The sequence below is a fragment of the Pseudonocardia asaccharolytica DSM 44247 = NBRC 16224 genome (assembly GCF_000423625.1).
Lineage (GTDB): Bacteria > Actinomycetota > Actinomycetes > Mycobacteriales > Pseudonocardiaceae > Pseudonocardia > Pseudonocardia asaccharolytica.
In genome coordinates, this window is sequence record NZ_AUII01000005.1 from 1 (window position 1) to 23,767 (window position 23,767).

The window sequence follows — 23,767 nt, forward strand, 5'->3', positions numbered from 1 at the left end:
AGGGCGAGCTCGACGCCACCCACCGGACCAGCCGGGCCGCTCATGCCACCCGAGACCACCGGCGCGATCAACACCGAAGGTCCCTTACATGAGGGATTGGCCGCGGTGGCGGCCCCGCATCTCGACGGCGCTTTCTGGGATTGACGGGCGCGCTGGGGTTGGCAGGCACGGCCGTGTTGCTGTCCGCGTACCCCAACAATCGGGCCCGGCGAGGGCCGGGTGATTCCAGGCCCGGAGGGTCTGACGGTCAAGGCGAGCGGCGAGGACACCGGCGGCGCCATCGGTGTCCTGGAAGGAACCACCCGGCGGACTTCGGCCCGCCTCGACACATCCACCACCGCAGCGACGAGCTGTTCTACGTGCTCGACGGCGAGTTCCAGTTCCTCGTCGGTGAGCAGTTGACCCGGGCCACCGCGGGATCGTTCGTCTTCGTCCCCCGTCGGACCATCCACGCCACCAAGATCGCGGGTCCCGGGGCGGGAAAAGCGATCGTCGTGTTCGTGCCCGGCGGCGAGAAGCGAGCGTTCGACGAGTTCGTCGCGCTGGCCGCGGCGCAGTCGGTGTCCCGGACTTCAGCAGCGACCAGGCGCAAGCCATCGCCCGCAAGTATGGCGCCGAGTTCGTCGGCCCGCCGCTTTGATCCCGCGACGTCGGTGCTCCCACCCTGCCCGGCCGCCCAGGCGCACGCAGGCTCGATCAGGTGGGGGAGCGCGCAACCCCATTGCTCAGCAGATGGAGCGGTTCGTAGAACTCGGTGTACAGCCTGGCGACGAGCTGGCCGCGGCTAGCGACGCCGACCTTCCCGAAGATCGTCTTGATGTGATCGCGCACGGTGAACGGGGGGAGGAAGAGCTTCCCGGCGATCTCGTTCGTGCCGGCGCCGCGCGCGATCAAGTAGGTGATCTGCTGTTCGCGCTCGGTCAGGTCCCAGGCCGCGGGGAGGATCGGCGCGATGTCCGCGGGGGTGGCGGCCTCGACGACCAGCACGATGTGACCGGACGCGCCCTCACCGGGGTGCAGCCGCGAGGCGTGGCACACCAGCCATCGGCCGCGCGGTCCGCCCCGGCTCGGGCGGCGACCACGGCCATCCACGTCGGCAGCTCGACACCGAGCCCGGTGGGAACCCTGTCGCCGGCCGGAAGCTCGTCCAGCCAGCTCCTGGCCTGCTCGTCGATCGCCACCAGCTCCCGTGATCCGGTGAACAACAGCACTCCGGGTACGGCGGGGGACCGCTCGGCCCGGTCCCGGCCGTCGGTCGGGCTCGATGCCGCAGGACCTCCCCGAGCGGCGCCGACAGGCCGGCCATCAGGTCGATCTCGCGCCGGGTGAAGGGCGTCCCCCCGTCGCACCGGAGCAGGGTGACCGCACCCCCCGGGGCCCGATTGACGCGCAACACCGTCCGCAACTCATCGGCGAACCCGTGCGGTCGCAGGATGGCACGATACCGGGGACTGCGTCGTGGATCGCCGAGTGTCGCCCGCAGGTCGGCGCGCGGGTGAGGTCGCGGAACAGGTCGACGTCCTCGACGAGGAACTCGTGGCGCCAGTGGTCCGCGCACAGGCCCGGATCGCTGAACGCGATGTCCTCGACCCGGGAGGGCATCGTGGGCAACCCGGTCACCGGGCCGGTGGTCAGCCAGACCGCCGCATCGGCAGAGGGTCACCAACTCGACCGACTTCGCCTTCCAGGCGGTGGCGTGGATCTACGACCACGACGCTGCCCTCACAAGGGTGCGCTCAGCCGACTCACAGGGTCCGGCCAGGGTCATCCCTGATATATCTGCCGGTCACGGCTCATAGCGTCCACGGACGTGGACACCGTTGCCCCAGCGCCGCCCGCTCCGGCGGTGCCCGCCCGACGGCTGCGCGCCAGCCTCTGGGCCTTACGGGCCCTGCTGACCGTGCAACTGTTCGCCGTGCTCGCCCTGCCGGTCCTGGCCGGGCTGTTCCTGACCGGCGACGTCGACGCGATCACCGGTCACGGGCTGATCGGCGGCCTCCTTCCCCTGCTGGGCTTGCTCGTCATCGGCGGGGCGCTGGCCTACGTGCTCGGCGGGCGGGGGCGGCTGTGGGTGCTGCCGGCGGCGGTGGTGCTGTTCCTGGCCGAGGGGCTCCAGGTGGGGATGGGCTACGCGCGGACGTTGCAGGTGCACATTCCGCTCGGAGCGGCGGTCGTGACGACGGTGGTGCTGCTGGCGATCTGGGTGTGGTCGCCGTCGGCCCGGAGGCCGCGATGACCCTCTCACGACGGCGCTTCCTCGGCCTGCTGGGCGGCGCGGCCGCGGTCGCGGGGCTGTCCGGATGCGGCGCGCTCGGCCTTGACACTCCCGCCGGGCAGACCGGCGACCCGCTGACCAGCGCCGTTCCGCTGCCCGAGCCATACCGGGTGCCGCTGCCGGCGCCACCCGTCGCCCGGCCGGCCGGGACCACCGGTGGCGCCGATCTCTACGAGATCACCCAGCGCAGCGCCGCGGTCGAGATCCTGCCCGGGCTGCGCACGACGGTCTGGGGCTACGACGGGATCTTCCCCGGCCCGACCCTGGAGACCCGTAGGGGACGGCCCGTCGTCGTCCGGCATCGTAACGAGCTGCCGGTCCCGACGGTCGTGCACCTGCACGGCGGGCACACCCCCGCCGAGTCCGACGGCTGGCCGCTCGACCTGGTGCTGCCGGTCGGGGACACGTCGAAGTGGGCCCACGCCCACAACGGGATGGTCGGGGACATGGCCGCCGGAACGCGCGAGTACCGCTACCCGATGACCCAACGCGCCGCGACGCTCTGGTACCACGACCACCGGATGGACTTCACCGGTCCCGCCGTCTACCGCGGACTGGCCGGGATGCACCTTGTCCGGGACGACGTCGAGGACGGGCTGCCGCTGCCCCGCGGCGACCGCGAGCTGCCGCTGCTGATCTGCGATCGCACGTTCAACGCCGACGGCTCGTTCCGCTACCCCGCGCTGGATCGCTCGCTGCGCACGCTGCCGGGCGTCGAAGACGACTGGATGGAGGGCGTCCTCGGGGACGTCGTGCTGGTGAACGGCGCGCCGTGGCCGGTGCACGAGGTCGACGCGGCACGCTACCGGCTGCGCATCCTCAACGGCGCCAACGCCCGCCGCTTCTCCCTGGTGCTGCAGGTGCCGGGTGGGCCGAACCTGCCGATGACCCAGATCGGGTCTGACGGCGGGCTGCTTGCGGCGCCGGTGGTGCACCAGCAGATCGACGTCGCCCCGGCCGAGCGCTTCGACGTCGTGGTCGACTTCGACGCGGTGCCGGTGGGCACCGAGGTCACCATGATCAACAAACTCGGTACGGGATCGACCCGCGACGTGCTGCGGTTCCGTGTCGTCCGCGCCGCCGCGGACGACAGCCGGGTGCCCGAGCGGCTCGCCGACGTCGAACCGCTCGGGCCCGGGCCGGTGCGCCGCGAGTTCGTGTTCACCCGCGGAGCGGTGGGCGACCACCGCGGCTGGACGATCAACGGCCGCAGCTTCGATCCGAATGACTCGCTCGCCGACGTCCCGCTCGGGCAGACCGAGGTGTGGCGGTTTCGCACCGACGTCCACCATCCGGTGCACGTGCACCTCGATCAGTTCCAGGTGCTGCTCCGCAACGGGCGCGGGCCGGGCCGGTTCGACGCCGGCTGGAAGGACACCGTCGACATCCGTCCAGGAGAGATCGTCGACGTCGCCGTGCGGTTCACCGACTACCAGGGCAAGTTCGTCATGCACTGCCACAACCTCGAGCATGAGGACATGGCGATGATGGCGACGATCCGAACCATCTGATCGCTGTTATGCACTCACCGGACGACTTGGGCACGATCGCGGTCATGAGTACACAGGAGCAGCCGCTTGCCGGAAAGGTCGCCCTGGTCGCGGGCGCGACCCGCGGGGCAGGGCGAGGCATCGCGGCGCAGCTCGGCGCGGCGGGCGCGACCGTGTATGCCACCGGACGATCCACCCGGGAACGGCGCTCCGAGTACAACCGGCCCGAGACCATCGAGGAGACCGCCGAGCTGGTCACCTCGGCCGGCGGCACCGGCATCGCGGTCCCGGTCGATCACCTCGTGCCCGAGCAGGTCGAGGCGCTCGTCGCGCAGATCGACGCGGAGCAGGGCCGGCTCGATATCGTGGTCAACGACATCTTCGGGGGCGACTTCCTAGCGGACTGGAACAAGCCCGTCTGGGAACACTCGCTCGACGACGGGCTGCATCTGCTGCGGCTGGCGATCGACACCCATCTGATCACGAGCCGGTTCGCGTTCCCGCTGCTCATCCGTCGTCCCGGCGGGCTCGTCGTCGAGATCACCGACGGCACCGCCGCCTACAACGCCGAGAACTACCGGCTCAACGTCTACTACGACCTCGCCAAGATCGCGCCGATCCGGTTGGCCCGCAGCTGGGCCCACGAGCTGGCCGACCACGGCGCGACCGCGGTGGCGCTGACCCCCGGCTGGCTGCGCTCGGAGCTCATGCTCGATCAGTTCGGCGTCACCGAGGAAACCTGGCGGGACGCGTGCGCGGCGCAGCCGCATTTCGTCATCTCCGAGACCCCGCATTTCGTCGGTCGCGCGGTGGTGGCGCTCGCGGCCGACCCCGAGCGGGCTCGATGGAACGGAGAGTCGACCTCAAGCGGAGCGCTCGCGCAGATCTACGGCTTCACCGATCTCGACGGCTCCGCCCCCGACGCGTGGCGCTACCTCGTCGAGGTGCAGGACCCCGGTAGGCCCGCCGACGCGGCGGGTTATCGCTGATCACGAGGCCCTGTGAGTGCGTAACAGCGTTAGAACACTGTTACGCACTCACAGGCGAGACTGGACGAGTTCCCAGAGCACCTGGTAGACGGTCGTCTGCGCCTCCTGGATGCGGTGCACCGACGCCGAGGGCATGACGAACAGGTGGTCCAGCTCGCCCCGCTCAGCGGCCTCGGCCATCTCCCCGCCGGAGTAACCGGCCAGCCCGACGGTCAGCATCCCGCGCTCGTGCGCCGCCGCCAGACCCCGCAGCACGTTCGCCGACCCTCCGCTGGTCGACAACCCGAACGCGATGTCCTCCGGCCGCCCCGCGGCGGCCAGTGGGCGGGCGAACACGACGTCGAACCCGACGTCGTTGGCCAGCGCGGTGAGGGTCGCGACGTCACCAGGCAGGGCCACCGCCGGAAGAGGCCGCCGACCGGAGCCCGGATCGAGGCACAGCGACGCGACGGCCAGTGCGTCCGTGCTCGAGCCGCCGTTGCCGAAGGCGTACAGCCTGCCGCCGCGGGCGAACCGCTCGGCCATCGCGGTCGCGCACCCGGCGAGCGCCTCGGCCTCGGCCGCGAGCACCTCGGCGCGCAGCCGCTCGATCTCCGCGACCTTCTCCCGGGTCGACCGCGCCACGTCGGCGAGCAGTTCGGCGCGGTCGGCGGATCCGGCGTGCAGGAAGGGATACAGCGATTCGGTGGTCATCGGTCCGCACCTCGCCGCGACACCGCGATCGCCTCCCCGGCGTGCACGAGCACGACATCGCCGACGCGCGCGTCCACCAGCGCGACGCTGACCTCCTCCGCAGGCCCGGCACCCGTGTCGACCAGCGCCATGCCGGCCTCGAGCAGCCGGGTCACCGTCACCTCGACGGCGGCGTCCGAGCAGGTGAGGCAGGTCGGCCCCGCGCAGGGCTCGCGGGAGGGGATCATGTCAGCACCTCCGGGGCGTCGAGGAAGACGTGCACGAGCTCCCACAGCACGTGGTAGGCGGTCACGTGGGCCTCGCGCACCACGCGGGTGTCGGTCGAGGGCACGACGATCGCGTGGTCGAGCCCCGGCGCCCTGGCCATCGTCCCGCCGCTCCCGTCGGCACCGCCACCGAGCAGCGCGACGGTCAACATCCCCCGGCGCGCCGCCTCGGCGAGGGCGTCGGCCAGCCGCGGCGAGGCCCCGTCCGGGGAGAAGGCGAGCGCGATGTCCTCCGCTCCACCGAACAGCGCCACGGTGGCCGCGGACCCGCCGTCGGGCAGCCCGAACGCCGACAGCGCCCGCTTGCCCATGATCACCGGGTGCACGAACTCGACGACGACGTGCGCAGCGTCGGCCGCCGCGGCGCCGGTCCCCATCGCGAGCAGCCGCCCGCCGCGGTGGAACCGCCGCGCCATCGCGTGGCAGGCGGCGGCCAGTGCGTCGGCGTCAGCGCCCAGCGCGGCGACCGGCGCGGTACGCCGGGCGAACGCCGCCGTCACGGTCTCGGCCGTCACCGCGGTCGTGGCAGGGCTCATCGCCCACCCCCTCGAGTCCGAACCGCCGGTCGGCGGCCACCACCCGGGCGTACCGGTCCAGGAAGACGTGCAGGACCTGGTGGATGCGCTCGAGTCCCTGCGCCTGCGCGTCGAGACACGCCACGCCGTCGGCGGTCAGATGGTAGGTCCGCCGGGCCGGTCCGACCTCGGACGTCTGCCACTCCGAGCGGACCAACCCCTGCCGCTCGAGGCCGCGCAGCGCCCGATAGACGCCGCCCGCATCGCCGTCACCGTCGTGCATCGGCCGCAACCGCGCCGCCAGCTCGTAGCCGTGGTCGGGACGTTCCCGCAAGAGCAGCAGCAGACACGGCTGGAGGAAGTTCCTCGGCTCGAGTTCGGCCATCGAGAGCCCCCGGGGTCAGCGCTGGTGGACGTCTCGCCCACCCGATGCTTCCACCAGGTGACGGGAATCACAAGGTAGCTGGCGCTTGCCGTCAGGCCATCGGTCAACCGATCCGGACCGGGTCCCCGGTCCGGATCGTCCCGGGCTCCAGGACCTCGAGATACGCCCCGACGCAGGGCAGCATTCCGAATCCGGGCACGTCCACCTTGTTCTGCGCGATGGGCGCCCGAAGCGCCTGCGGGGCGCGTCCCAGCTCGCCGTGTTCGAGCGTGGGCACCGAGCACCGCGGGGTCGGCAGGATGCCCCGGGCCCGAACCTCGCCGATCCGGATCTCCCGCCCTACCCAGTCGGTCTCGGCGTAGGCGGCGAAGTCCGGCGGCGTGCTGACCACCAGATTGGGCCGGTACCGCAGGGTCTCGACGCCGATGGCGTCCACGGTGCCCGTGGTGACCAGATGCAGCGGTGCGTAGTCGACGAAGGTGGCGCCCGGGGCGCCCTGCGAGATCTCCAGGAGTTGGTAGTCGACCTCGGCGTCGACGCCGTGCTCCAGCACGTCCTCCGGCGCGGGCCGCTCGACCTCCGCCCCGGCCGGCCGCTCCCCGGCCAGGTGCACCTTGCGGCCGAGCAGGTCGGAGAGCAACTCGTCGATACCGGGGTCGTCGGCGGTCACCTGACGCCCGTCGGGCAGCGTGATGGTGACCCCGTCGGGCCCGCGACGCGCCGAGTACGACAGCAGCCCCCGCCACCGCCGTGGGTGCTTGGCGGTGGCGACCCGCCCCGTCTCGATGTCGAGCAGGGCGAGCCTGCGGTCGCCCTCGGCCCCGCGCTCGTCGACCGTGAGCGACGAGACGTCCTCGCCGAGCATCGACTTGACCGGATAGCGGCGCAGCGCTGTGACCTTCATCCGTACTCCTCACGCACCATCGCGGGCCGGCGGCCGGACACCGCCGACCGGGTTCACCCGAACGAACAGACCCCCGCGGAACCTACCGACCGTGACGCCGGTGGCGCGAGACCAGCGGCCGGACCGATCCGTGTGGTGGCCGGTGCGATGACCGTGCCGCAGGCGGTGAATCAGCCGGTGGGCGGATCGGCGAACCATCCGAACTCGCCCTCCCCGTAGTCCGGGGGCGGTGGCTCGGGGCCCTTCTCCACGAAGAACTCGACGTCCCCGTCATCGGTCCGCCGAAAACCCAGCCGATGCACCAGATTTCCGCAGTCCCCGGAAATGCTGCCCAACGCCCCCATCGCGTGGATCTGCGTCATCGAGAGGGCTTCCGCCACTGGATTTGGATAGTGCGCATAGTACCGGCGGCCCTGTGATTCCAGATACTCGCGCAGCAGATCCGCGGGAAGGCCGAACACGGGTGTATCTCTGAAGTGACCCTCGATGTCCGAGCCGACCTCCAGGCTCTCGGTCGATCCGATGGGGGTGAAGGTGAACCCGTCCCTTTCCAGGAATCGCAGCAGCTCCGACCTAAGGAACTGAGGATCGGACATGTCGACGTCGATCATTTGAACCTCGCTCATACCCGCCTACTGACACTGCCGATCGTGGGAAATGCAGTGATGATGTTGTTTTGATCGACTGCCCCGATCATCCTGACAATCCGCTGCCGGACGACCTGATTGGTCCGCAAGTTGCGTAGGAAGATGACACGAGAAAGGCAGGCCTTGCCTCCACCAGCCGGAACCTCCTTGTCCGGGTCACGCGAGATGGCATCCATGGCCAGGTCCGCGACATCGCGCCAGTTCTGATATGTTCCCGCCGCCATGTTCTCGAAATCAGCTCGATGGTTCGCGACGATATGTCGATACCCGTATTTGGCATTTCGCAGCGGAGGTAGTAGCTGATTCGCGGCGACGCATAGTAGCGCGTGACCTCCTTCGACTCCGGGGTGCTGTTCCCGCATGCACCCCATGGAGTCGAGGCCTGGGCGCCGGTGGCGACCTGCGGTAGGAGGACCGCTACGACACAGGCCAGGAGCAGGGTGTACCCACGAACCTTGATCAAATTTGTTCCGTGCCCCGTCGAGCCGATCCGACACCCGAGCCGGGAACGTATCGCCAAGATCATCATTGGGCAAGATCGCAGCACCTACCCGAAACGGTGAAGTCCGGCTCTCGGCGTTCGAATCCGACGGAGCGTCCGGGCAGAAGCTATGCCAGCCCGTTGGCGGTGAGCCAGTTCTTCGCGACGGTCGCGGGGCTCGGCTTGGCGTCCGAGGCCGCCTCGGCGTTGAGCTTGCTCAGTTCCTCGGTGGTGAGCTTGGCCGAGATGGCGTTGAGCACCTGCTTGACGGTGTCGCTCGCCTTGGCCTTGTTGATCAGCGGGACGACATTCTGCGCGGCGAAGTTGTTCTTCGGATCGTCGAGCACCACGAAGTCGTTGGCCGGGATCGACGCATCGGTGGTGAAGAGGTCCGCGGCCTGCACGTCACCATTGCGCAGCGCGGCGACGGTCAGCGGGCCACCGGCGTCGAGCGAGCGGTACTCCTTGAAGGTGCAGTCGTAGGTCTTGACGAGACCCGGGATGCCGTCGGGCCGGTTCTGGAACTCCGGCGGGCCACCGAAGACCAGCTCGCCGCAGTGCGGCGCGAGGTCGGCGATCGAGGTCGCGTTCAGCCGGGTCGCGGTGTCGCGGGTGACGACGACGGCGTCCTTGTCCTCGGCGCTCGACTTGTCCAGCACGATGAGGTTCTGCGGCAGCGCGGCCTGCAGCGCCGTGTACACCTCGTCCGGCTGGGTCTCGGACGCCTCCTTGTGCAGGTACTGCAGCAGCACCCCGGTGTACTCGGGGATCAGGTCGATCGACCCGTCCTGCAGCCCGGGGAAGTAGGTCTCCCGGCTGCCGATGCTCGGCCTCATCTCGACCTGTACGCCCTTGGCCTGCAACGCCTGGGCGTAGATCTCGGCGAGGATCTGGCTCTCGGTGAAGTTCGCCGAGCCGACAATGATCTTCTCGGCGGACGGCGTCGTGCCCGCGCCGCCCTCGAGGGGGTTACCGCCGCCTCCGCACGCAGTGAGCGCCAGCGCGCCCGCGGCCAGCAGCGCCAGGCCGCGGAAGATCATGGAGCGTCTCATCGGGTCTCCTCCGTGTCGGGATCAGGCCGCCCGCGCAGCGGGGTCGGCGGTCTTCGGGGCGGGGACGGCGCGCGGCCCGCGGCGCCCGGGCACCGCGCGCAGCCCCGGGGAGACGAGCAGCTTCTGCAGCCCGGCCAGCACCAGGTCGGCGACGATCGCCAGCAGCGCGACGAGGATCGAGCCGGCGATCATCTGCGGGTAGTCCCGGACGGCCAGCCCGTCGATGATGAACCGGCCGAGGCCGCCGAGGGCGACGTACGCGGCGATCGTCGCGGTCGAGATCACCTGCAGGACCGCGCTGCGGATCCCACCGATGATCAACGGCAGCGCGTTGGGCAGCTCGACGCGCAGCAGCACCGCCCGGCCGCGCATCCCCATCCCCACCGCAGCGTCGACGACGGCGGGGTCGACATTGCGCACCCCGGCATAGGTGCCGGCCAGTACCGGCGGGATCGCCAGGATGACCAACGCGACCAGCGGCCCGAGCAGGCCGATCCCGATGAACCCGGCCAGCAGCACGAGCAACCCGAGCGTCGGCAGCGCGCGCAGCCCGTTGGCCGAGCCCACCACGAGGAAGCCGCCCCTGCCGCTGTGCCCGATCCAGGCGCCAAGCGGGATGGCAACGGCGATCGCGATGAGCAGCGTCAGCGCCGTGTAGCCGAGGTGCTCGACCAGTCGCGCCGCGATGCCCTGCGGACCCGACCAGTGCGCGGGATCGAACAACCAGCCGAAGTAGTTCATGCCGTGCTCCCCGCGGTCTCCCGCAGGCGGGCCCACGGGGTCAGCACCCGGCCGAACACCAGCAGCAGCCCGTCGACGGCGAGGGCCAGCGCGAGCACCAGCACGATGCCCACGGTGATCTCCTGGGGGATGTCGCGCTGGAAGCCGTCGGTGAACATGCGGCCCAGCCCGCCGAACCCGATCACGGACCCGACGGTCACCAGGCTGATCGCCGACACGGCGGCGACCCGCAGCCCGGCCACGATGACCGGCACCGCCATCGGCAGCTCGACGGCGAGGAACCGGCGCAGCGGCGAGAAACCCATCGCCGTGGCCGCGTTCACCACCACCTGCGGGACGGCGGCGAGCGCGTCGGCGACGGTGCGCACGAGCAGCGCCACCGTATAGATGGTCAGCGCGACGATCACGTTGACCGGGTTGAGGATCTGGGTGCCGAGCACGATCGGCAGCAGCACGAACAACGCCAGCGACGGGATCGTGAACAGCAGCCCGGCAAGGTTGATCAGCACTGTCCGGCCGGTGCGGGTCCGGTTGGCCAGCCAGCCGAGCGGGAGCGCGATGAGCAGTCCGATCAGCAGCGGGGGCAGCGAGAAGCCGAGATGCTGAACGGTCAGCTCCCGGATCAACTCCAGGTTGGCCAACACCCAGTTCACGTCGACGCCCGGTTCACACCGCCGCCCCGGCCCGGCGCGCGTCGGCGAGTGCCCGCAGCACGTCGTCGGCGCCGATGGAGCCGAGCACCCGGCCCTCGTCGTCGACGGCGACGCCCCGGCCCGACGGCGACGAGAGCGCGGCGTCGAGCGCGGCGCGCAGCGACCCGGAACCGGTGTCGTACAGCGAGCCACCGGGCACCAGATCGTCCGCGTCCACCGGGCCGCCGCCCGCGGAGCGGCCGTCGAACCAACCGAGCGGACGACGCTCCTCGTCCACGACCAGCGTCCACACCTCCGCGGGCCCCGGCTGCCCGACCCTGACCGTGACCACCTCACCGATGGGCAGCCCGTCGGAGGAGACGAAGCTCAGCCCGCGGTAGCCGCGGTCGCGGCCGACGAAGGAGTCGACGAAGCCGTCGGCGGGCCGGGAGAGCAGCACCCCCGGCTCGTCGTACTGGGCGAGCACCCCGCCGGTGCGGAACACCGCGACCTTGTCCCCGAGCTTGACGGCCTCGTCGATGTCGTGGGTGACGAACACGACCGTCTTGCCCAGCTCCGACTGCAGCCGCAGCAGCTCGTCCTGCAGGCTCGTCCGCACCACGGGGTCGACCGCGCTGAACGGTTCGTCCATGAGCAGCACGGGCGGGTCGGCGGCAAGCGCCCTGGCCACCCCGACGCGCTGCTGCTGGCCCCCGGACAGCTGAGCCGGATAGCGCTTGGCCAGCTCCGGGGTCAGCCCCACCAGCTCCATCAGCTCGACGGCCCGCGCGCGGGCCCGCCGCTTGTTCCAGCCGAGCAGCATCGGCACCGTCGCCACGTTGTCCACGATCGTGCGGTGCGGAAACAGCCCCGACTGCTGGATCACGTAGCCGATTCCGCGGCGCAGCTGCGCCGGATCGCGCGAGGCGATGTCCGTGCCGTCGACCAGGATCGACCCCGACGTCGGTTCGATCATCCGGTTGACCATCCGCAGCGACGTCGTCTTGCCGCAGCCCGACGGGCCGACGAACACCGTGATCCGGCCCGCGCCGGCCACGAGATCCAGCCGGTCCACCGCTGTCGTACCGTCGGGAAACCGCTTGGTCACCGCCCGGAACTCAATCATCCGGGTGACCTCCGTGATCGCGGACGATCGCTTGCCGACCGTCCCGTTCGCCCGAGGCTAGCCCGATCGTGCGACGCCTGCGAGCGCTGTGACCGGACCGCGACCATGAGCACTATCCGTTGATCGCCACCGCGGGGGTCGGGAGGCGGTCGCCGGTCAACAGCGCACGTATCGCCTCGGCACGCAGCGGCCGGGAGAACAACCACCCCTGGTAGGCGTCCACCCCGATTCCGCGCAGGACGTGGAACTGCTCGGCCGTCTCGACGCCCTCGGCCACCGTGGAGCGCCCCATCGACCGCGCCATGTCGACGACCGCGCGGGCGACGGCGAAGTCGGCCGGGTCGCTGTCGACGCCCGCGACGAACGCCCGGTCCACCTTCACCGTCTGCGCGGGCAGCTTCTTGAGCCGGGCCAGCGAGGAGTAGCCGGTGCCGAAGTCGTCGACGGCGAACCGCACACCCCGCTCGGTCAGCGCGGCCATCGCGGCCAGCGCATGCGGCGGCAGCGCGACCAGGCTCGTCTCCACCAGCTCGCACACCAGCCGGTCCCACGCGAGCCCGGCCTGTTCGACGGCCGCCGTCACGAGCTCGAGAAAGCCCTGGTCGGCCGGCAGCAGACCGGCCAGGTTCACGGCCACCGCGATCGGACGGCCCAGGTGCACCGGCCAGCTCGCGGCCGCCCGCGCCGCGGTACCCAGAACCCACAGGTCGAGCTCGCGCAGCAGCCCGCCGCGCTGCGCGACCGGCAGGAAGTCGGCGGGGGAGATCAGGCCACGCTCCGGATGCGGCCATCGCACCAGCGCCTCCGCGCTCAGCACGGTCCCGTCCGGGGCGACGACCGGCTGGTACTCCAGCACCAGCCGGTCGTCCGCGATCGCCGCGCGCAGCTCCGCCTCCAGCTCCAGCTGTCCGGTCGCCGAGCGGACGGCCCCGTCGGTGGCCATCCCGATGCCGCCGCGGGAACGCCGCTTCGCCTCGTGCATGGCGACCTCGGCGAAGCGCAGCAGATCGGCGGCCCTGACCGGAGTCCCGTCGCCCTCGGGAGGGGGCGTCGCGAGCCCGACCGACGCGGTGAGGTGCACCGGCCTGCCGCGCACGGCCACTGTGGTGCCCAACAGCTCGGCCACCGTGCGGGCCAGTGCGTCGGGCCCGCCGACCTCCCGGTGGTCGGTGCAGATGACGACGAACTCGTCGCCGGACAGGCGTGCGGCGGTGCAGCCGAACGGCAGCTCCCGCTGCAGCCGTCCGGCCAGCGTCACGAGCAGGTCGTCGCCCGCCTCGTGCCCCAGCGAGGAGTTGACGCGCGCGAAGTCGTCGAGGTCACCGCAGACGAGCGCCACCTGGTCGCGCGCCGGGCCGGCCAGCAGCCCGTCGACCAGCTCCAGCGCCGCCGCGCGGTTCGGCAACCGGGTCAGCTCGTCGACGGTCCCGGCGGTGCGCAGCAGCTCGGCCGCGCGCCTGCGCTCCTCGATATCGGTGCAGACCACCAGCCAGAGCGTTCCGCCGTCGTCGAACCAGGTCATCGACACCCCGACCGCACACCACACCCGGGTGCCGTCACCGCGCAGCAGCGGCACCGCCGGGATCCGGTAGCCGTGCTCGGCGCCCGGGGGTACCCGGCGCAGCCAGTTCGGCAGGCCGTCGGGGCCGAGCTGTTCGGGCTCCGCCGCGAGCGCACCGGCCAGGGTGCCGCGCAGCCGCTCCAGCGGCACGTCGAGCAGCGCGCACAGCGCGGCGTTGGCCTCGACGATCCGGCCGGACGGGTCGATGAGGCCGATCCCGTCGGGGACGAGTCCCATCAGGTCGGCGAAGCGCCGGCCGGAGGTGCGGACCCGGGCCTCGGCGAGCCGCTGGACGCTCAGGTCACGGACCGTCCCGATCAACCGGACCGGGCTGCCGTCCTGCGCCCGTTCGATATGCGCGCGGCAGCTCAGCATCCGCTCGCCGGGCAACGGCAGCTCGACGTGGTGGTCGGGCGCCCGGGTGCCGGCCCGCAGCGCCTGGCACAGCAGTGCCACCTGCTCGCCCTCGATCGCGCCCGACCCGGTGTCGGGGTCGATGCCCACCGAGCGGTAGAGCTCCTGCAGGGTCTCGCTGCGGGTGAGCGTCGCGGTACCGAGGTCGTAGCTCCAGGTGCCGGCCCTGGCCATCCGTTCCAGTTCGGTCGTCCAGCGGCGGGAGGTCTGCTCGTCCAGCTCGACCGGCAGCACCGCCTGGCGCTCACCGGGCAGGTCCCAGCGGATCACCCGGACGCGCACCAGCGCGCCGTCGGCCCGCACCAGTCGGGCGTCGGTGTCCGGACCGACGAGGAGCTGGGGCAGGCGCAGACCCAGCGGGCTGTCCCCGGGCTCGTCGGTGCGCCGGCCCGCGAGCCGCCAGAACGCGGGGTTGGCCTGCAGCACCCGCCCGGAGTGGTCGCACACCAGCGCGGGGGCCGCCGGGAGCGGAACGACCTCGCCGCTGCCGACCGCGGGCGGGGCGACCAGCCGCAACGGACGCGGCTGGGTCGCGGCTCCGCCCGGCTCCGCCGGCTCGGCGGTCTCCGCCGCGGTGGCGACAGGCGGGTCGGCGGCCCGGGACCGCCGGGAGATCGCCTTGGCGAGCTGTCCCGCGAACCGGACCGCTTCGGGGCGCGTCCCCCCGCTGACGGCCTGCCGCAGGTCGGCATGCGTCGCGGGCTCGGCCGCCGCCACGGGAAGGCTGCTCGCGAGCTCCCCGGGGGAAGGCTCGAACTCGCCGTGCCGAATCGTTCGGTCGCTGCGCTCGCCCATGGGATCCCCCACCGCTGTCCTGATGTTCCATCCAGCACAACGACGGACTTGCTCACTCGATCCGATCCATCCGCCTGGTCGGGCTATCAGCAGGCGGTCCGGCCTATACGCAGCGTGAAGACCGTTACTCGGAGTGGGTGGCAGCCGCCGATACGGCGGCGGCGACCGCGGGCGCCACCCTGGGGTCGCACGGGCTCGGGACGATCCGGTCGGCGGCCAGATCGTCGCTGGCCACCGAGAAGATCGCCTCGGCCGCGGCCAGCTTCATCCGCTCGGTGATCCGGCGCGCGCCGGCGTCCAGCGCGCCGCGGAAGATCCCCGGGAACGCGAGCACGTTGTTGATCTGGTTCGGGTAGTCGCTGCGCCCGGTCGCGACGATGGCCGCATACCGCGCCGCGACCTCCGGACGCACCTCCGGGTCCGGGTTGGACAGCGCGAACACCATCCCTTCCGGAGCCATCGCGGCCACCAACTCCTCGGGCACCCGGGCGCTGGAAAGGCCGACGAACACGTCCGCCCCGGTCAGCGCCTCGGCGATGCCGCCGGTGACCCCGCGCGGATTGGTCACCGCGGCCAGATCCGCCTTGACCCCGCCCCGATCCGCGGTGAGCACCCCGCGGGAGTCGAGCACGATCACGTCTGCCACCCCCGCGGCAAGCAGGATCTTGGCGCACGCCACCCCGGCCGCCCCCGCCCCGGAGATGACGACCTTGAGCTGGGTCAGGTCGCGATCGTCGACGGCGCAGGCCCCGCGCAGGGCCGCGAGCAGCACGATCGCGGTTCCGTGCTGGTCGTCATGCATGACCGGGCAGTCGAGCGCCTCGATCAGCTTGGCCTCCAACTCGAAACAGCGGGGCGCCGCGACGTCCTCCAGATTGACCGCGCCGAAGCTCGGGCGCAGCCGCACCAGTGTCTCGACGATCTCGTCGACGTCGGTCGTGTCCAGCACGAGCGGGATCGAGTCGAGCTCGGCGAACGTCTTGAACAGGGCCGACTTGCCCTCCATCACGGGCAGCGCGGCCCGCGGGCCGATGTTGCCGAGGCCGAGTACCGCGGTCCCGTCGCTGACCACCGCGACGAGCCGGTTCGCCCAGGTGTAGCGAGCGGCCTTGGCGGGATCGGCGGCAATCTCCCGGCTGATCTCGGCGACCCCGGGGGTGTAGGCGATCGCGAGGTCGCGGGGGTCGCGCAGCGGTACGGTGAGGCCGGTGGCGAGCTTGCCGCCGCGATGAGCCTCGAAGATCTCCGCACGCGTCGGGTCAGCGAAGTGCGTATCGGCGCGACGCGCCGGGGCATCGGTAGCGCGCAGCCGCTCGGGAGCGGTCGTCATGGAAGGCCCTCTTCCCTCGGTGCGATACGTCTGTGGCGCCATTTGCGCCCACTCGCCGTGCACCGGAGGTCGCGGGTATCGGCCCTTTCGCGGTGCCGGACGCCCCCACAGCCCACCGCGGGATGGCGCGGCGCGTGCCGGAGTTCGGCGGTCGGATAACAGCAGAGCATAGTCGCGGTTTGCCGTTCGCGTCCGTAGGCTTCGTCACGTGATCGCCGCCTCGGTACGTGATCACGCGGCCGACACCCGATCGCGCCGGCCGACACCCGAGCGCGCCGACCGCACCTGATCACGCCGGCCCGCACATAATCAACGTTTCGATGGTGGGAACCGCGATCTCCACGGCCATCCGCTCCCGAACGGCGATCACAGCGGGGTGGGCCGGGCACGCAGCCGCCCCGGCCGTGGCCACAGCCGTCGCCACACCACGGCGAGCACCTCGGCGGCGCCGAGCTGGCGGGAGTCGGTGGAACCGTCGGGGTTGTCGCCGAGCACCCACCACCCGTTCCCCTCGCGACGCTCGGCGCGCTTCACCGACAGCTGGTCCGGCCGCGCCGTCCAGCGGACAAGAACCACGTCACCCGGGGCGACGGGAGGTCCGAAGCGGACGAGCACGACATCGCCGTCGCTCAGCGTGGGGGCCATCGACGGGCCGCGCACCCCGACCCGACGCCATCGAGCCATCCGGGGCGACCTCCGAGGTGTCTCCGCCATGCTCCCTGCCAGGCCCGAGGGTAGTGTTGGCCCGGCCAGAACGATCACCATCCAGGGAGGACCCATGCGGACCCTGTCCCGCATTCTCCGCCCGCGGCTGGAGGCCACCGCACACTGCGACCTCCCCTGCGGCGTGTACGACCCGGCGCAGGCCCGGATCGAGGCCGAGTCGGTGAAGGCCATCCAGGAGAAGTACCAGGCCAACGACGACCCCACCTTCCGGGCGCGGGCGATCGAGATCAAGGAACAGCGCTCTGAGCTGGTCAAGCACCACCTGTGGGTGCTCTGGACCGACTACTTCAAGCCCCCGCACTTCGAGAAGCACCCCGAGCTGCACGAGCTGTTCAACAAGGCCACCAAGGCCGCGGGCGCGACCGGCACCAAGGCGTCGAACGACCCGAAGACCGGCCAGGAACTGCTGGACTACATCGCCCAGATCGACAAGATCTTCTGGGAGACCAAGCAGGCGGCCTGACCCCAGGCGTCGAGAACGGCGCCGGCCGGCGGAACCACGTCTCGTCGGCCGGCGCCGTTTTTGCTGTCGGGCGTTGTTCGACGGCCCGTGGACGGCCAGAGACACCCGCGATCAGATGTGAGACGCGCCGGTGGGCGCGCTGTGCACTGACAGTGAGGATGCGGGCGAACCGCGCCGCGGACGGTGACCGATGCGATGTCCCGGCCAACTGGGCCGAAATGAAGGAGCCCGCGCTTGACATCGAGGAATCGCCACCCTTGGGTCACGACCTGGGAATCGCCACCACAGCGCGGCTTGCCTGGCCCCGCGTTCGCCTGAGATGGACAGCCACGAGTCGGCGTTCGTCGAAGGAGACGAAATGACGCTTGACACGGGTCTCCATGAGGATCAACGCACCCGCCTGCGGCGCCGCACGTTCGTATGGGTTGTATCGCCTGCCACCGCCGGTCCGATGTTCGGCGGTGACGACCTGGTCGTCGGGACGGTGCTCCCGATCTTTCTGCATGATCCTTCTCGGATCGGCCGGGTGACTCCGCGGTGGACGGCGCACTCGGCGGCTACGCGCTGATCGGTCTGCTGATCGGCGCGCTGCTCGCGGGCACAGTCGGCGACCTCCTGGGCCGGCGCAATCTCGTGCTCGCCGTCTACGCATGATTCCCCATTGGTCGGGCGCCCCACAACGTGACGCTCTGGCTTGAGCCAGAGCTGCCGCCAACGACGAATGGACGACGTGCTTCTGGACGATCTGTCGACCAAACAGGTAAGAGGTGTGAATGGCGTTTACCACAAAGCTGGTCCAGCAACTCCGGTGAGTGGAGTGATACCGATGGGAAGGGGTCCACGTGGTCGACAAGGAGACATTCCGACACGTCATCGGCCATTTTGCGAGTGGAGTCACGGTTCTCACTACGCACAGCGATGACGAAGACTTCGGTGCGACCGCCAGCACGGTTTCGTCCCTGTCGCTCGAGCCGCCGATGGCCGTCCGACTCGTCGTCGTCGGCAACTTCCGGTTCGGCCGTCGCGGGGCCGGCAGGGTCGTGACGCTGCGCGAACTCTCGTCGACGGCGCACTTGGGCGGCGTGGAGGTGGGGACGGTGGAGGTGGCCACCCGGCTGCTCGGCCGGCCCTATGAGGTCACCGGGGCGCTGCGCGCCGTCGGCCGTCGGTGGCCTCGGTCATCGTTCCGACAGCGCGGGCCGTGCCCTCGCCGGGCAGATACGTGGGCTCGTTTCGAGTGCGTGGCAGGCGTGACCATCGATGGGAACCACCGTGACAGCCGGCATGCCCTGACCGTCCACCACGACGTCGACGCGGCCGACCGACCTCGGGGACTCGCCCACGTCGGATTCGGCCGGAGACTCTGACGAGTTCGGTGACGGGCACGGGCCCGATGGTCGAGTGCCGCTCCTCCCCGAGCAGAGGGGTCTCGGACTGCCCATTCATAGCTGTTGCCATCCTGGCCGAAGGGGACGACCCGCTCGGCCGCTTCGCCGACCTCGACCACTGAGCTCGGCGCGGCTCAACCGCCTCGTCGAGCCGATCGCGGACTCGTCGCCGCGCTCGCCGAACGGACGACGGCGTCCCGTTCCATCTGGTGGTTCGCCGATCGGTGTCCGACCGGATCCGGCTGCTCGTCGTCGCCGACGTCTCGCTGTCGGTCCGCTCGATCACCGGCTTCGCGCTACGCCTCGCCCAGACCTTGCACGCCATGGCCTTCCGCTGCCGGGTTCTGGCTTACGTCGACGATCTTGTGGGACGTCACGGACGCGCTCACGTCGTCGTTGCGCGGGATGCGGCGGAGCTGGCCGGCAGGGTCGGGGAGCTGGGCCATGCCCTCTCCTGATCGCGCCGCCGAGATGTTCCGCGGATCGAGGTGGACCGGACCGGCCTCAACCTCAACTACTGCAAAGCTTTCGCAACAAAGTCGTTGGGTCGCGACCGCGAGAGCTCAGTCTGGGTGATCGTCGACAGCTCGGCATCCAGCATTCGGACGGGGTCGGCGCGCTCGCGCCGGCCCGTTTCTCGTCTCGGCGAACGCTTGACACATTCCCATATAGATATATGATTTTTCCATGGCCCGGGCGGCGACAACGACGGACGCGTTCAACGCGGTGGCCGAACCGCGGCGGCGGCGGATCCTCGATCTGCTCGCCGGCGGGGAACGCTCGGTGAATGACCTCGTCGCGGCGCTGGGCGTCGCGCAGCCGCTGGTGTCCAAACACCTCCGGGTGCTGCGGGAGGTGGGGCTGGTGGAGGTGCGCGATGAGGGCCGGCGGCGGATGTACCGGCTCAACGGGCGCCCGCTCAAACCCATCTACGACTGGGTCAAGAGCTACGAGCAGTCGTGGGCGCAGCGCTTCGAGCGGCTGGATGCCGTGCTGGAGGAGCTCAAGGAGATCGAGAACGGAGATGATGGCGATGACGACTAGCGGTACCGCGGTCGTGACCCTCCCGACGGACACGCAGATCCTGATCGAGCGGGAGTTCGACGCGCCCAGGCACCTGGTCTACAAGGCGTACACGACGCCGGAGCTCATCAAGCGCTGGTGGGCAGGCGACCGGGGTGAGGTCACCAGCGTCGAGGTCGATCTTCGGGTCGGCGGCCGGTGGCGCTATGTGATGGTGGCCAACGGCGGCTTCGAGGTCGCGTTCCACGGCGAGTACCGGGAGATCGTGCCCAACGAGCGCATCGTCTCGACCGAGGTGTTCGAGGGCATGCCGGACGGGAAGGCGGTGGACACGCTCACGCTCACCGAACGGGACGGCTGCACCACCCTCGCGATCCTCGTGCAGCACTCCTGCCAGGAGCACCGTGACGCGCACATCGGCTCCGGCATGGAGGACGGACTGCAAGAGGCGCTCGACCATCTGGAGCGGGTCGCGGAGTCGCTCGCCGAGGAGAGCTCGCGGAGCGAGTGATCAGCCGAGCCGCAGCGCGGTGCAGCGCCATCCGCCGTCGCCGAGTTCGAAGCGGGCGGCCATGGCGCGGACCCGGCCGCCGAGCCGGCACACCGCCGCGACCTCGACGGCTCCCGGCCGGGGCTGGTCGAGCCGAAGCGAGCGCAGCTGCCCGGCTCGGTCGCGGCGCAGATCGGGCCGGGCAGCGGCGGCTGTGACGTAGCGCAGCACCCGCGGCGCGACATGGCGCGCGAGATGCCGCGCGGGACGGCGCCCGTCGAGGGTCTCGAGAACGAACTGCAGGACCTGTGCCGCCCGGCCCCGGGCGGTGCCGTCCTCCAGGGTGCGTTGCGGTGGTGGCGGGACCGGCGGTGACGCCGGGCTCGCCGTCGCCAGCGCGAGCTGCACGCCGCCCGAATCGGGGTCCGGCTCGTGCCGCAGGCGGCGCAGCCGGGGACGGGGCTGCTGGGGGCTTCGGGGACGCGGGACGGCAACAGCGGCGGTCGTCACGGGGACGAGCCTGCGGCGGACGAATGGAACGTCGTGGCGGATCCAGGAGGTACCGCCCTATATCATTTGTCGACATACGATTAGTCCATGTACGGTCTCGGTCGTGACCGCTCCTCAGACGTTCTTCGAGACCCGACCGGAGCACATGCCGCTGGGCAAGCTGCTGGTGTGGACCGGGCGGGCGGTCGGTTGTTACTACCAGCGCATCGTCGCCGCCCACGGGCTCACCTCGACCTCGATCGGAGTGCTCGGCGTGCTGGGCCATTCCGGGGGCCTCTCGCACCGGGAACTCGCCGGCCGTCTCGGGGTCACCCCGGCCACGCTGACCCCGGTGATCGACGCGCTGGAGCAGGCCGGGGAGCTGCGCCGCGATCGCGACCGCCACGACCGGCGGGTCGTCCGGCTGTCGATCACCGACGCCGGCCGGGACCGGATGATGACCGCGTTCACCCAGGTCGTCGCCACCTTCCGGGAGAGGATGCCGCATCCTCCGCCCGACGAGGCGGAGATCATCCGGAAGTACCTGCTCGGCGTGCTGGCTGTGACCACGGACGAGGGGGAGACGTGACGAACCAACCGGCCGCCGAGGTGCGCGAGCTGGTCAAGCGCTACCCGAAGAGCCCGACGAACGCGGTGGACGGCCTGTCGTTCACCGTCGAGCGCGGTGAGGTGTTCGGGCTGCTCGGCCCGAACGGCGCCGGGAAGACCACGACCGTCGGAGTGCTCACCACCCGGGTGCTGCCGACCGGCGGGAGCGCGCGGGTCACGGGTCTCGACGTGGTCGCCGACGCCGTCGCCGTGCGCTCGCGGCTCGCGGTTGTCCCGCAACGGGTGAACCTCGACCGCTCGCTCTCGGTGCGCGACAACCTGATCTTCCACGCCGCCTACCACGGAGTCGGACGGGCCGAGCGCAACTGCCGGGCCGACGCGCTGCTCGACCGGATGGGACTACAGGACAAGGCCAAGGCCGTGGTCGACGACCTGTCCGGCGGACAGAGCCAGCGGGTGATGATCGCCCGTGGGCTCATGCACCGGCCCGAGGTCCTCTTTCTCGACGAGCCGTCGACCGGGCTCGACCCGCAAGCGCGGCTGTTCGTGCACGACCAGGTGCGCGAGCTGCGCGACGAGGGCGTCACCATCGTGCTCACCACGCACGACATGGACGAGGCCCAGAAGCTTTCCGACCGGGTCGGCATCGTCGACCACGGCAAGCTGCTCACGCTCGACACCCCGGGCGGGCTGATCCGCTCGCTACCCGGATGCGGCACCGTCGAGGTCACCGTCGCGCCGGGGACCGAATCCGCGGACGAGCTCGTCGCCAGGCTGATCGAGCTCCCCGGGGTGGAACGCGTCGAGCAGCTCGCCGCGGCGCCGCCGTCCGGGGTGCCGTCGGACATGCCGCCGATCCCGAACGGGCCCGGCCGGATCGCGGCCCCGCCCGCACCGGCCGGCGTCGACCGTGACATCCGGCTGCGGCTCTACGTCGATACCGAGCCCGCCGCGCTGGTCGGCCCGGTCGTCGCACTGCTGGGCTCGCACGATGCCCAGGTCAGTGACCTCTCGCTCGGCGAGCCGAGCCTCGAGGACATCTTCATCTCGCTGACCGGGAGAGATCTGCGATGACCATTACCGGCAACGGGCAGCTGGTCGAGCGCACCACTTCGGCCGGCCCATGGCGCGCGTTCCTCGCGGTGCTGGGCCGCGATATCTTCGTCACCGGCAAGGAGCTGCCCGCATTCCTCGCGCAGGTGCTCGTCCAGCCGTTCTTCTTCCTGCTGGTCTTCGTCGTGGTACTCGGTCGCGGCGGGTTCGTCTCGCCCGACTACGGCTCGATCATGCTGCCCGGCCTGCTGGCCATGAACGCGATGTTCGCGGCGCTGCAGGCCGTAGCGTTCCCGCTGGTCTTCGAGTTCTCCTGGTCACGCGAGATCGAGGACCGGCTGCTCGCCCCGATGCCGATCCCGCTCGTGGCCGTCGAGAAGATCGCCTACGCCTCCCTACGCGGACTCGTGGCCAGCGTGCTCATGGTTCCCATCGGGATGCTGATGATCGACACGCACTGGCCGGCGTCCGGGCTCGGCCCGGCGCTGTTGATGGTCGTACTGGGGGCGCTGCTGGGCGCCACGATGGGCATGGTCATCGGCACCGCGGTGCCGCCGCGGCGGATCAACATCCTGTTCGCGGTGATCTTCACGCCGCTGATGTTCACCGGGTCCGTGCAGTACCCCTGGCATTCGCTGACCGACCTGCGCTGGTTCCAGGTGATCTCGGCGCTCAACCCACTGACGTATGTGAGCGAAGGGGTGCGCGCGGCCCTGGTGCCGCAGGTGCCGCACCTGCCGCTGTGGCTGTGCATCGTCGTGGCGGCGGCGGCGGTCGTCGTGCTGGCGCTGCTGGGCATCCGCGGTTTCCTGCGCCGGGCGCTCGACTGATGCTCCGCGGACTGATCATGGACTACGGTGGGGTGCTCACCGACGGTGAGCCGATACGCTCCCTCGTCCGGCGGGCCCGTGCCGCCGGGGTGCGCACCGCGCTGCTCTCCGACGCCCAGCAGGTGCCGGCGGACTGCGCCGAGCTGTTCGACGTTGTGGTTCTCGGGACGACAGCCGGTGCCCGCAAGCCGGACCCCGCGGCGTTCCGGGCCACCACGGACCTGCTCGACCTTCCGGCGGGAGACTGCGTGGTGGTCGACGACCTGCCCGCCAACCTCGCCGGTGCGCGGGCCGCCGGCGCCGTGATCGTCCGCCACGAGAACCCGGAGGTCACCGTCGCCGAGCTGGAGATCCTGCTCGGACTCTGACGGACGGCCGGTGCTTCGCAAGACGGTGGCTTTCCGGTCCGACCGGAGTAAAGCCACCGTCCTGCGGCGGA

The 23,767-nt window shown here is 71.0% G+C and carries 29 protein-coding genes; 13 read left to right on the forward strand and 16 right to left on the reverse strand.

The window, feature by feature from the left end; translation table 11 throughout:
• Nucleotides 1-173 precede the first annotated feature (173 nt).
• The gene (locus G567_RS37085; protein ID WP_161631677.1) at nucleotides 174-788 is read left to right on the forward strand and encodes a cupin domain-containing protein; all 615 of its coding nucleotides are present in this window, start codon (nucleotides 174-176) and stop codon (nucleotides 786-788) included.
• Here G567_RS37085 and G567_RS32915 read toward each other — a convergent pair.
• Nucleotides 697-1,038: a response regulator transcription factor gene (locus tag G567_RS32915; protein WP_028929475.1), complete on the reverse strand. Its 342-nt coding sequence runs from the start codon at nucleotides 1,036-1,038 to the stop codon at nucleotides 697-699. The genes G567_RS37085 and G567_RS32915 overlap by 92 nt on opposite strands.
• A gap of 772 nt (nucleotides 1,039-1,810) precedes the next feature.
• On the opposite strand from G567_RS32915, the gene G567_RS0107360 reads away from it, so the two are divergent.
• From G567_RS0107360 to G567_RS0107370, 3 genes are read left to right on the forward strand one after another with little or no spacing between them, the layout of a single operon-like run.
• Nucleotides 1,811-2,236: a hypothetical protein gene (locus G567_RS0107360; RefSeq protein WP_147201209.1), complete on the forward strand. Its 426-nt coding sequence runs from the start codon at nucleotides 1,811-1,813 to the stop codon at nucleotides 2,234-2,236.
• Nucleotides 2,233-3,786, forward strand: a complete 1,554-nt coding sequence (locus G567_RS0107365) for a multicopper oxidase domain-containing protein (protein WP_028929477.1) — start codon at nucleotides 2,233-2,235, stop codon at nucleotides 3,784-3,786. The genes G567_RS0107360 and G567_RS0107365 overlap by 4 nt, the downstream gene beginning before the upstream one ends.
• A gap of 44 nt (nucleotides 3,787-3,830) precedes the next feature.
• A complete protein-coding gene (locus G567_RS0107370; RefSeq protein ID WP_028929478.1) occupies nucleotides 3,831-4,754 on the forward strand; it encodes an SDR family oxidoreductase in 924 nt (307 codons plus the stop codon).
• 48 nt (nucleotides 4,755-4,802) lie between these two features.
• Here the strand turns inward: G567_RS0107370 and G567_RS0107375 are convergent, their stop codons facing one another.
• The 14 genes from G567_RS0107375 to G567_RS0107435 form a co-directional block, all read right to left on the reverse strand.
• Nucleotides 4,803-5,447: a D-sedoheptulose-7-phosphate isomerase gene (locus G567_RS0107375; protein ID WP_028929479.1), complete on the reverse strand. Its 645-nt coding sequence runs from the start codon at nucleotides 5,445-5,447 to the stop codon at nucleotides 4,803-4,805.
• The gene (locus G567_RS0107380) at nucleotides 5,444-5,674 is read right to left on the reverse strand and encodes a HypC/HybG/HupF family hydrogenase formation chaperone (RefSeq protein WP_037056261.1); all 231 of its coding nucleotides are present in this window, start codon (nucleotides 5,672-5,674) and stop codon (nucleotides 5,444-5,446) included. Before G567_RS0107380 ends, G567_RS0107375 begins: the two co-directional genes overlap by 4 nt.
• The gene (locus G567_RS0107385; RefSeq protein WP_037056262.1) at nucleotides 5,671-6,249 is read right to left on the reverse strand and encodes a phosphoheptose isomerase family protein; all 579 of its coding nucleotides are present in this window, start codon (nucleotides 6,247-6,249) and stop codon (nucleotides 5,671-5,673) included. Before G567_RS0107385 ends, G567_RS0107380 begins: the two co-directional genes overlap by 4 nt.
• Nucleotides 6,161-6,613: a helix-turn-helix transcriptional regulator gene (locus G567_RS27345; protein WP_084795956.1), complete on the reverse strand. Its 453-nt coding sequence runs from the start codon at nucleotides 6,611-6,613 to the stop codon at nucleotides 6,161-6,163. Before G567_RS27345 ends, G567_RS0107385 begins: the two co-directional genes overlap by 89 nt.
• Before the next feature lie 103 nt (nucleotides 6,614-6,716).
• Nucleotides 6,717-7,517, reverse strand: a complete 801-nt coding sequence (locus tag G567_RS0107395) for an MOSC domain-containing protein (RefSeq protein WP_028929482.1) — start codon at nucleotides 7,515-7,517, stop codon at nucleotides 6,717-6,719.
• A gap of 170 nt (nucleotides 7,518-7,687) precedes the next feature.
• Nucleotides 7,688-8,143 (reverse strand): hypothetical protein, encoded by a 456-nt coding sequence (locus tag G567_RS0107400; RefSeq protein ID WP_028929483.1) that lies wholly within the window; start codon nucleotides 8,141-8,143, stop codon nucleotides 7,688-7,690.
• Nucleotides 8,140-8,526 (reverse strand): hypothetical protein, encoded by a 387-nt coding sequence (locus tag G567_RS34005; RefSeq protein WP_147201210.1) that lies wholly within the window; start codon nucleotides 8,524-8,526, stop codon nucleotides 8,140-8,142. The genes G567_RS0107400 and G567_RS34005 overlap by 4 nt, the downstream gene beginning before the upstream one ends.
• Nucleotides 8,527-8,773: 247 nt before the next feature.
• Nucleotides 8,774-9,697, reverse strand: a complete 924-nt coding sequence (locus G567_RS0107405; RefSeq protein ID WP_028929484.1) for an ABC transporter substrate-binding protein — start codon at nucleotides 9,695-9,697, stop codon at nucleotides 8,774-8,776.
• 21 nt (nucleotides 9,698-9,718) lie between these two features.
• Nucleotides 9,719-10,438 (reverse strand): ABC transporter permease, encoded by a 720-nt coding sequence (locus tag G567_RS0107410; protein ID WP_028929485.1) that lies wholly within the window; start codon nucleotides 10,436-10,438, stop codon nucleotides 9,719-9,721.
• Nucleotides 10,435-11,091: an ABC transporter permease gene (locus G567_RS0107415; RefSeq protein ID WP_028929486.1), complete on the reverse strand. Its 657-nt coding sequence runs from the start codon at nucleotides 11,089-11,091 to the stop codon at nucleotides 10,435-10,437. Before G567_RS0107415 ends, G567_RS0107410 begins: the two co-directional genes overlap by 4 nt.
• 13 nt (nucleotides 11,092-11,104) lie before the next feature.
• Nucleotides 11,105-12,196, reverse strand: a complete 1,092-nt coding sequence (locus G567_RS0107420; RefSeq protein WP_028929487.1) for an ABC transporter ATP-binding protein — start codon at nucleotides 12,194-12,196, stop codon at nucleotides 11,105-11,107.
• 112 nt (nucleotides 12,197-12,308) lie between these two features.
• Nucleotides 12,309-14,966 (reverse strand): putative bifunctional diguanylate cyclase/phosphodiesterase, encoded by a 2,658-nt coding sequence (locus tag G567_RS27350; RefSeq protein ID WP_051232514.1) that lies wholly within the window; start codon nucleotides 14,964-14,966, stop codon nucleotides 12,309-12,311.
• 124 nt (nucleotides 14,967-15,090) lie between these two features.
• A complete protein-coding gene (locus tag G567_RS27360; RefSeq protein WP_037056267.1) occupies nucleotides 15,091-16,296 on the reverse strand; it encodes an NAD(P)-dependent malic enzyme in 1,206 nt (401 codons plus the stop codon).
• 366 nt (nucleotides 16,297-16,662) lie between these two features.
• Nucleotides 16,663-16,980 (reverse strand): S24/S26 family peptidase, encoded by a 318-nt coding sequence (locus tag G567_RS0107435; protein ID WP_028929488.1) that lies wholly within the window; start codon nucleotides 16,978-16,980, stop codon nucleotides 16,663-16,665.
• A gap of 94 nt (nucleotides 16,981-17,074) precedes the next feature.
• Between G567_RS0107435 and sodN the strand changes: the two genes are divergently transcribed.
• The 5 genes from sodN (at nucleotide 17,075) to G567_RS0107470 (ending at nucleotide 20,407) form a co-directional block, all read left to right on the forward strand.
• Nucleotides 17,075-17,485, forward strand: coding sequence for a superoxide dismutase, Ni (sodN, locus tag G567_RS0107440; RefSeq protein WP_028929489.1), 411 nt, complete (start codon nucleotides 17,075-17,077; stop codon nucleotides 17,483-17,485).
• Between the two features lie 842 nt (nucleotides 17,486-18,327).
• The gene (locus tag G567_RS0107450; RefSeq protein ID WP_028929490.1) at nucleotides 18,328-18,852 is read left to right on the forward strand and encodes a flavin reductase; all 525 of its coding nucleotides are present in this window, start codon (nucleotides 18,328-18,330) and stop codon (nucleotides 18,850-18,852) included.
• A 245-nt stretch (nucleotides 18,853-19,097) separates the two neighbouring features.
• Nucleotides 19,098-19,331: a hypothetical protein gene (locus G567_RS35105; protein WP_028929491.1), complete on the forward strand. Its 234-nt coding sequence runs from the start codon at nucleotides 19,098-19,100 to the stop codon at nucleotides 19,329-19,331.
• A 229-nt stretch (nucleotides 19,332-19,560) separates the two neighbouring features.
• Nucleotides 19,561-19,917 carry an ArsR/SmtB family transcription factor gene (locus tag G567_RS0107465; RefSeq protein WP_028929492.1) on the forward strand — a complete coding sequence of 119 codons (357 nt, stop codon included), beginning with the start codon at nucleotides 19,561-19,563 and terminating at the stop codon, nucleotides 19,915-19,917.
• A complete protein-coding gene (locus tag G567_RS0107470) occupies nucleotides 19,907-20,407 on the forward strand; it encodes an SRPBCC family protein (protein WP_307724158.1) in 501 nt (166 codons plus the stop codon). The genes G567_RS0107465 and G567_RS0107470 overlap by 11 nt, the downstream gene beginning before the upstream one ends.
• On the opposite strand, the gene G567_RS27365 is transcribed toward G567_RS0107470, so the two are convergent.
• Complete coding sequence (locus tag G567_RS27365; protein WP_147201212.1) at nucleotides 20,408-20,896, reverse strand: Rv3235 family protein; 489 nt, start codon at nucleotides 20,894-20,896, stop codon at nucleotides 20,408-20,410.
• 103 nt (nucleotides 20,897-20,999) lie between these two features.
• Here G567_RS27365 and G567_RS0107480 point away from each other — a divergent pair, with 103 nt between their 5' ends.
• Genes G567_RS0107480 through G567_RS0107495 form a run of 4 tightly spaced genes read left to right on the forward strand, consistent with a single transcriptional unit; the run spans nucleotide 21,000 to nucleotide 23,696 of the window.
• Entirely contained in the window at nucleotides 21,000-21,464 is a 465-nt protein-coding gene (locus tag G567_RS0107480) for a MarR family winged helix-turn-helix transcriptional regulator (RefSeq protein ID WP_051232517.1), read from the forward strand.
• A complete protein-coding gene (locus G567_RS0107485; protein WP_037056271.1) occupies nucleotides 21,461-22,519 on the forward strand; it encodes an ABC transporter ATP-binding protein in 1,059 nt (352 codons plus the stop codon). Before G567_RS0107480 ends, G567_RS0107485 begins: the two co-directional genes overlap by 4 nt.
• Nucleotides 22,516-23,328 (forward strand): ABC transporter permease, encoded by an 813-nt coding sequence (locus G567_RS0107490; protein ID WP_051232519.1) that lies wholly within the window; start codon nucleotides 22,516-22,518, stop codon nucleotides 23,326-23,328. Before G567_RS0107485 ends, G567_RS0107490 begins: the two co-directional genes overlap by 4 nt.
• Nucleotides 23,328-23,696, forward strand: a complete 369-nt coding sequence (locus G567_RS0107495) for an HAD-IA family hydrolase (protein ID WP_028929497.1) — start codon at nucleotides 23,328-23,330, stop codon at nucleotides 23,694-23,696. The genes G567_RS0107490 and G567_RS0107495 overlap by 1 nt, the downstream gene beginning before the upstream one ends.
• The last annotated feature ends 71 nt before the right edge of the window (nucleotides 23,697-23,767 follow it).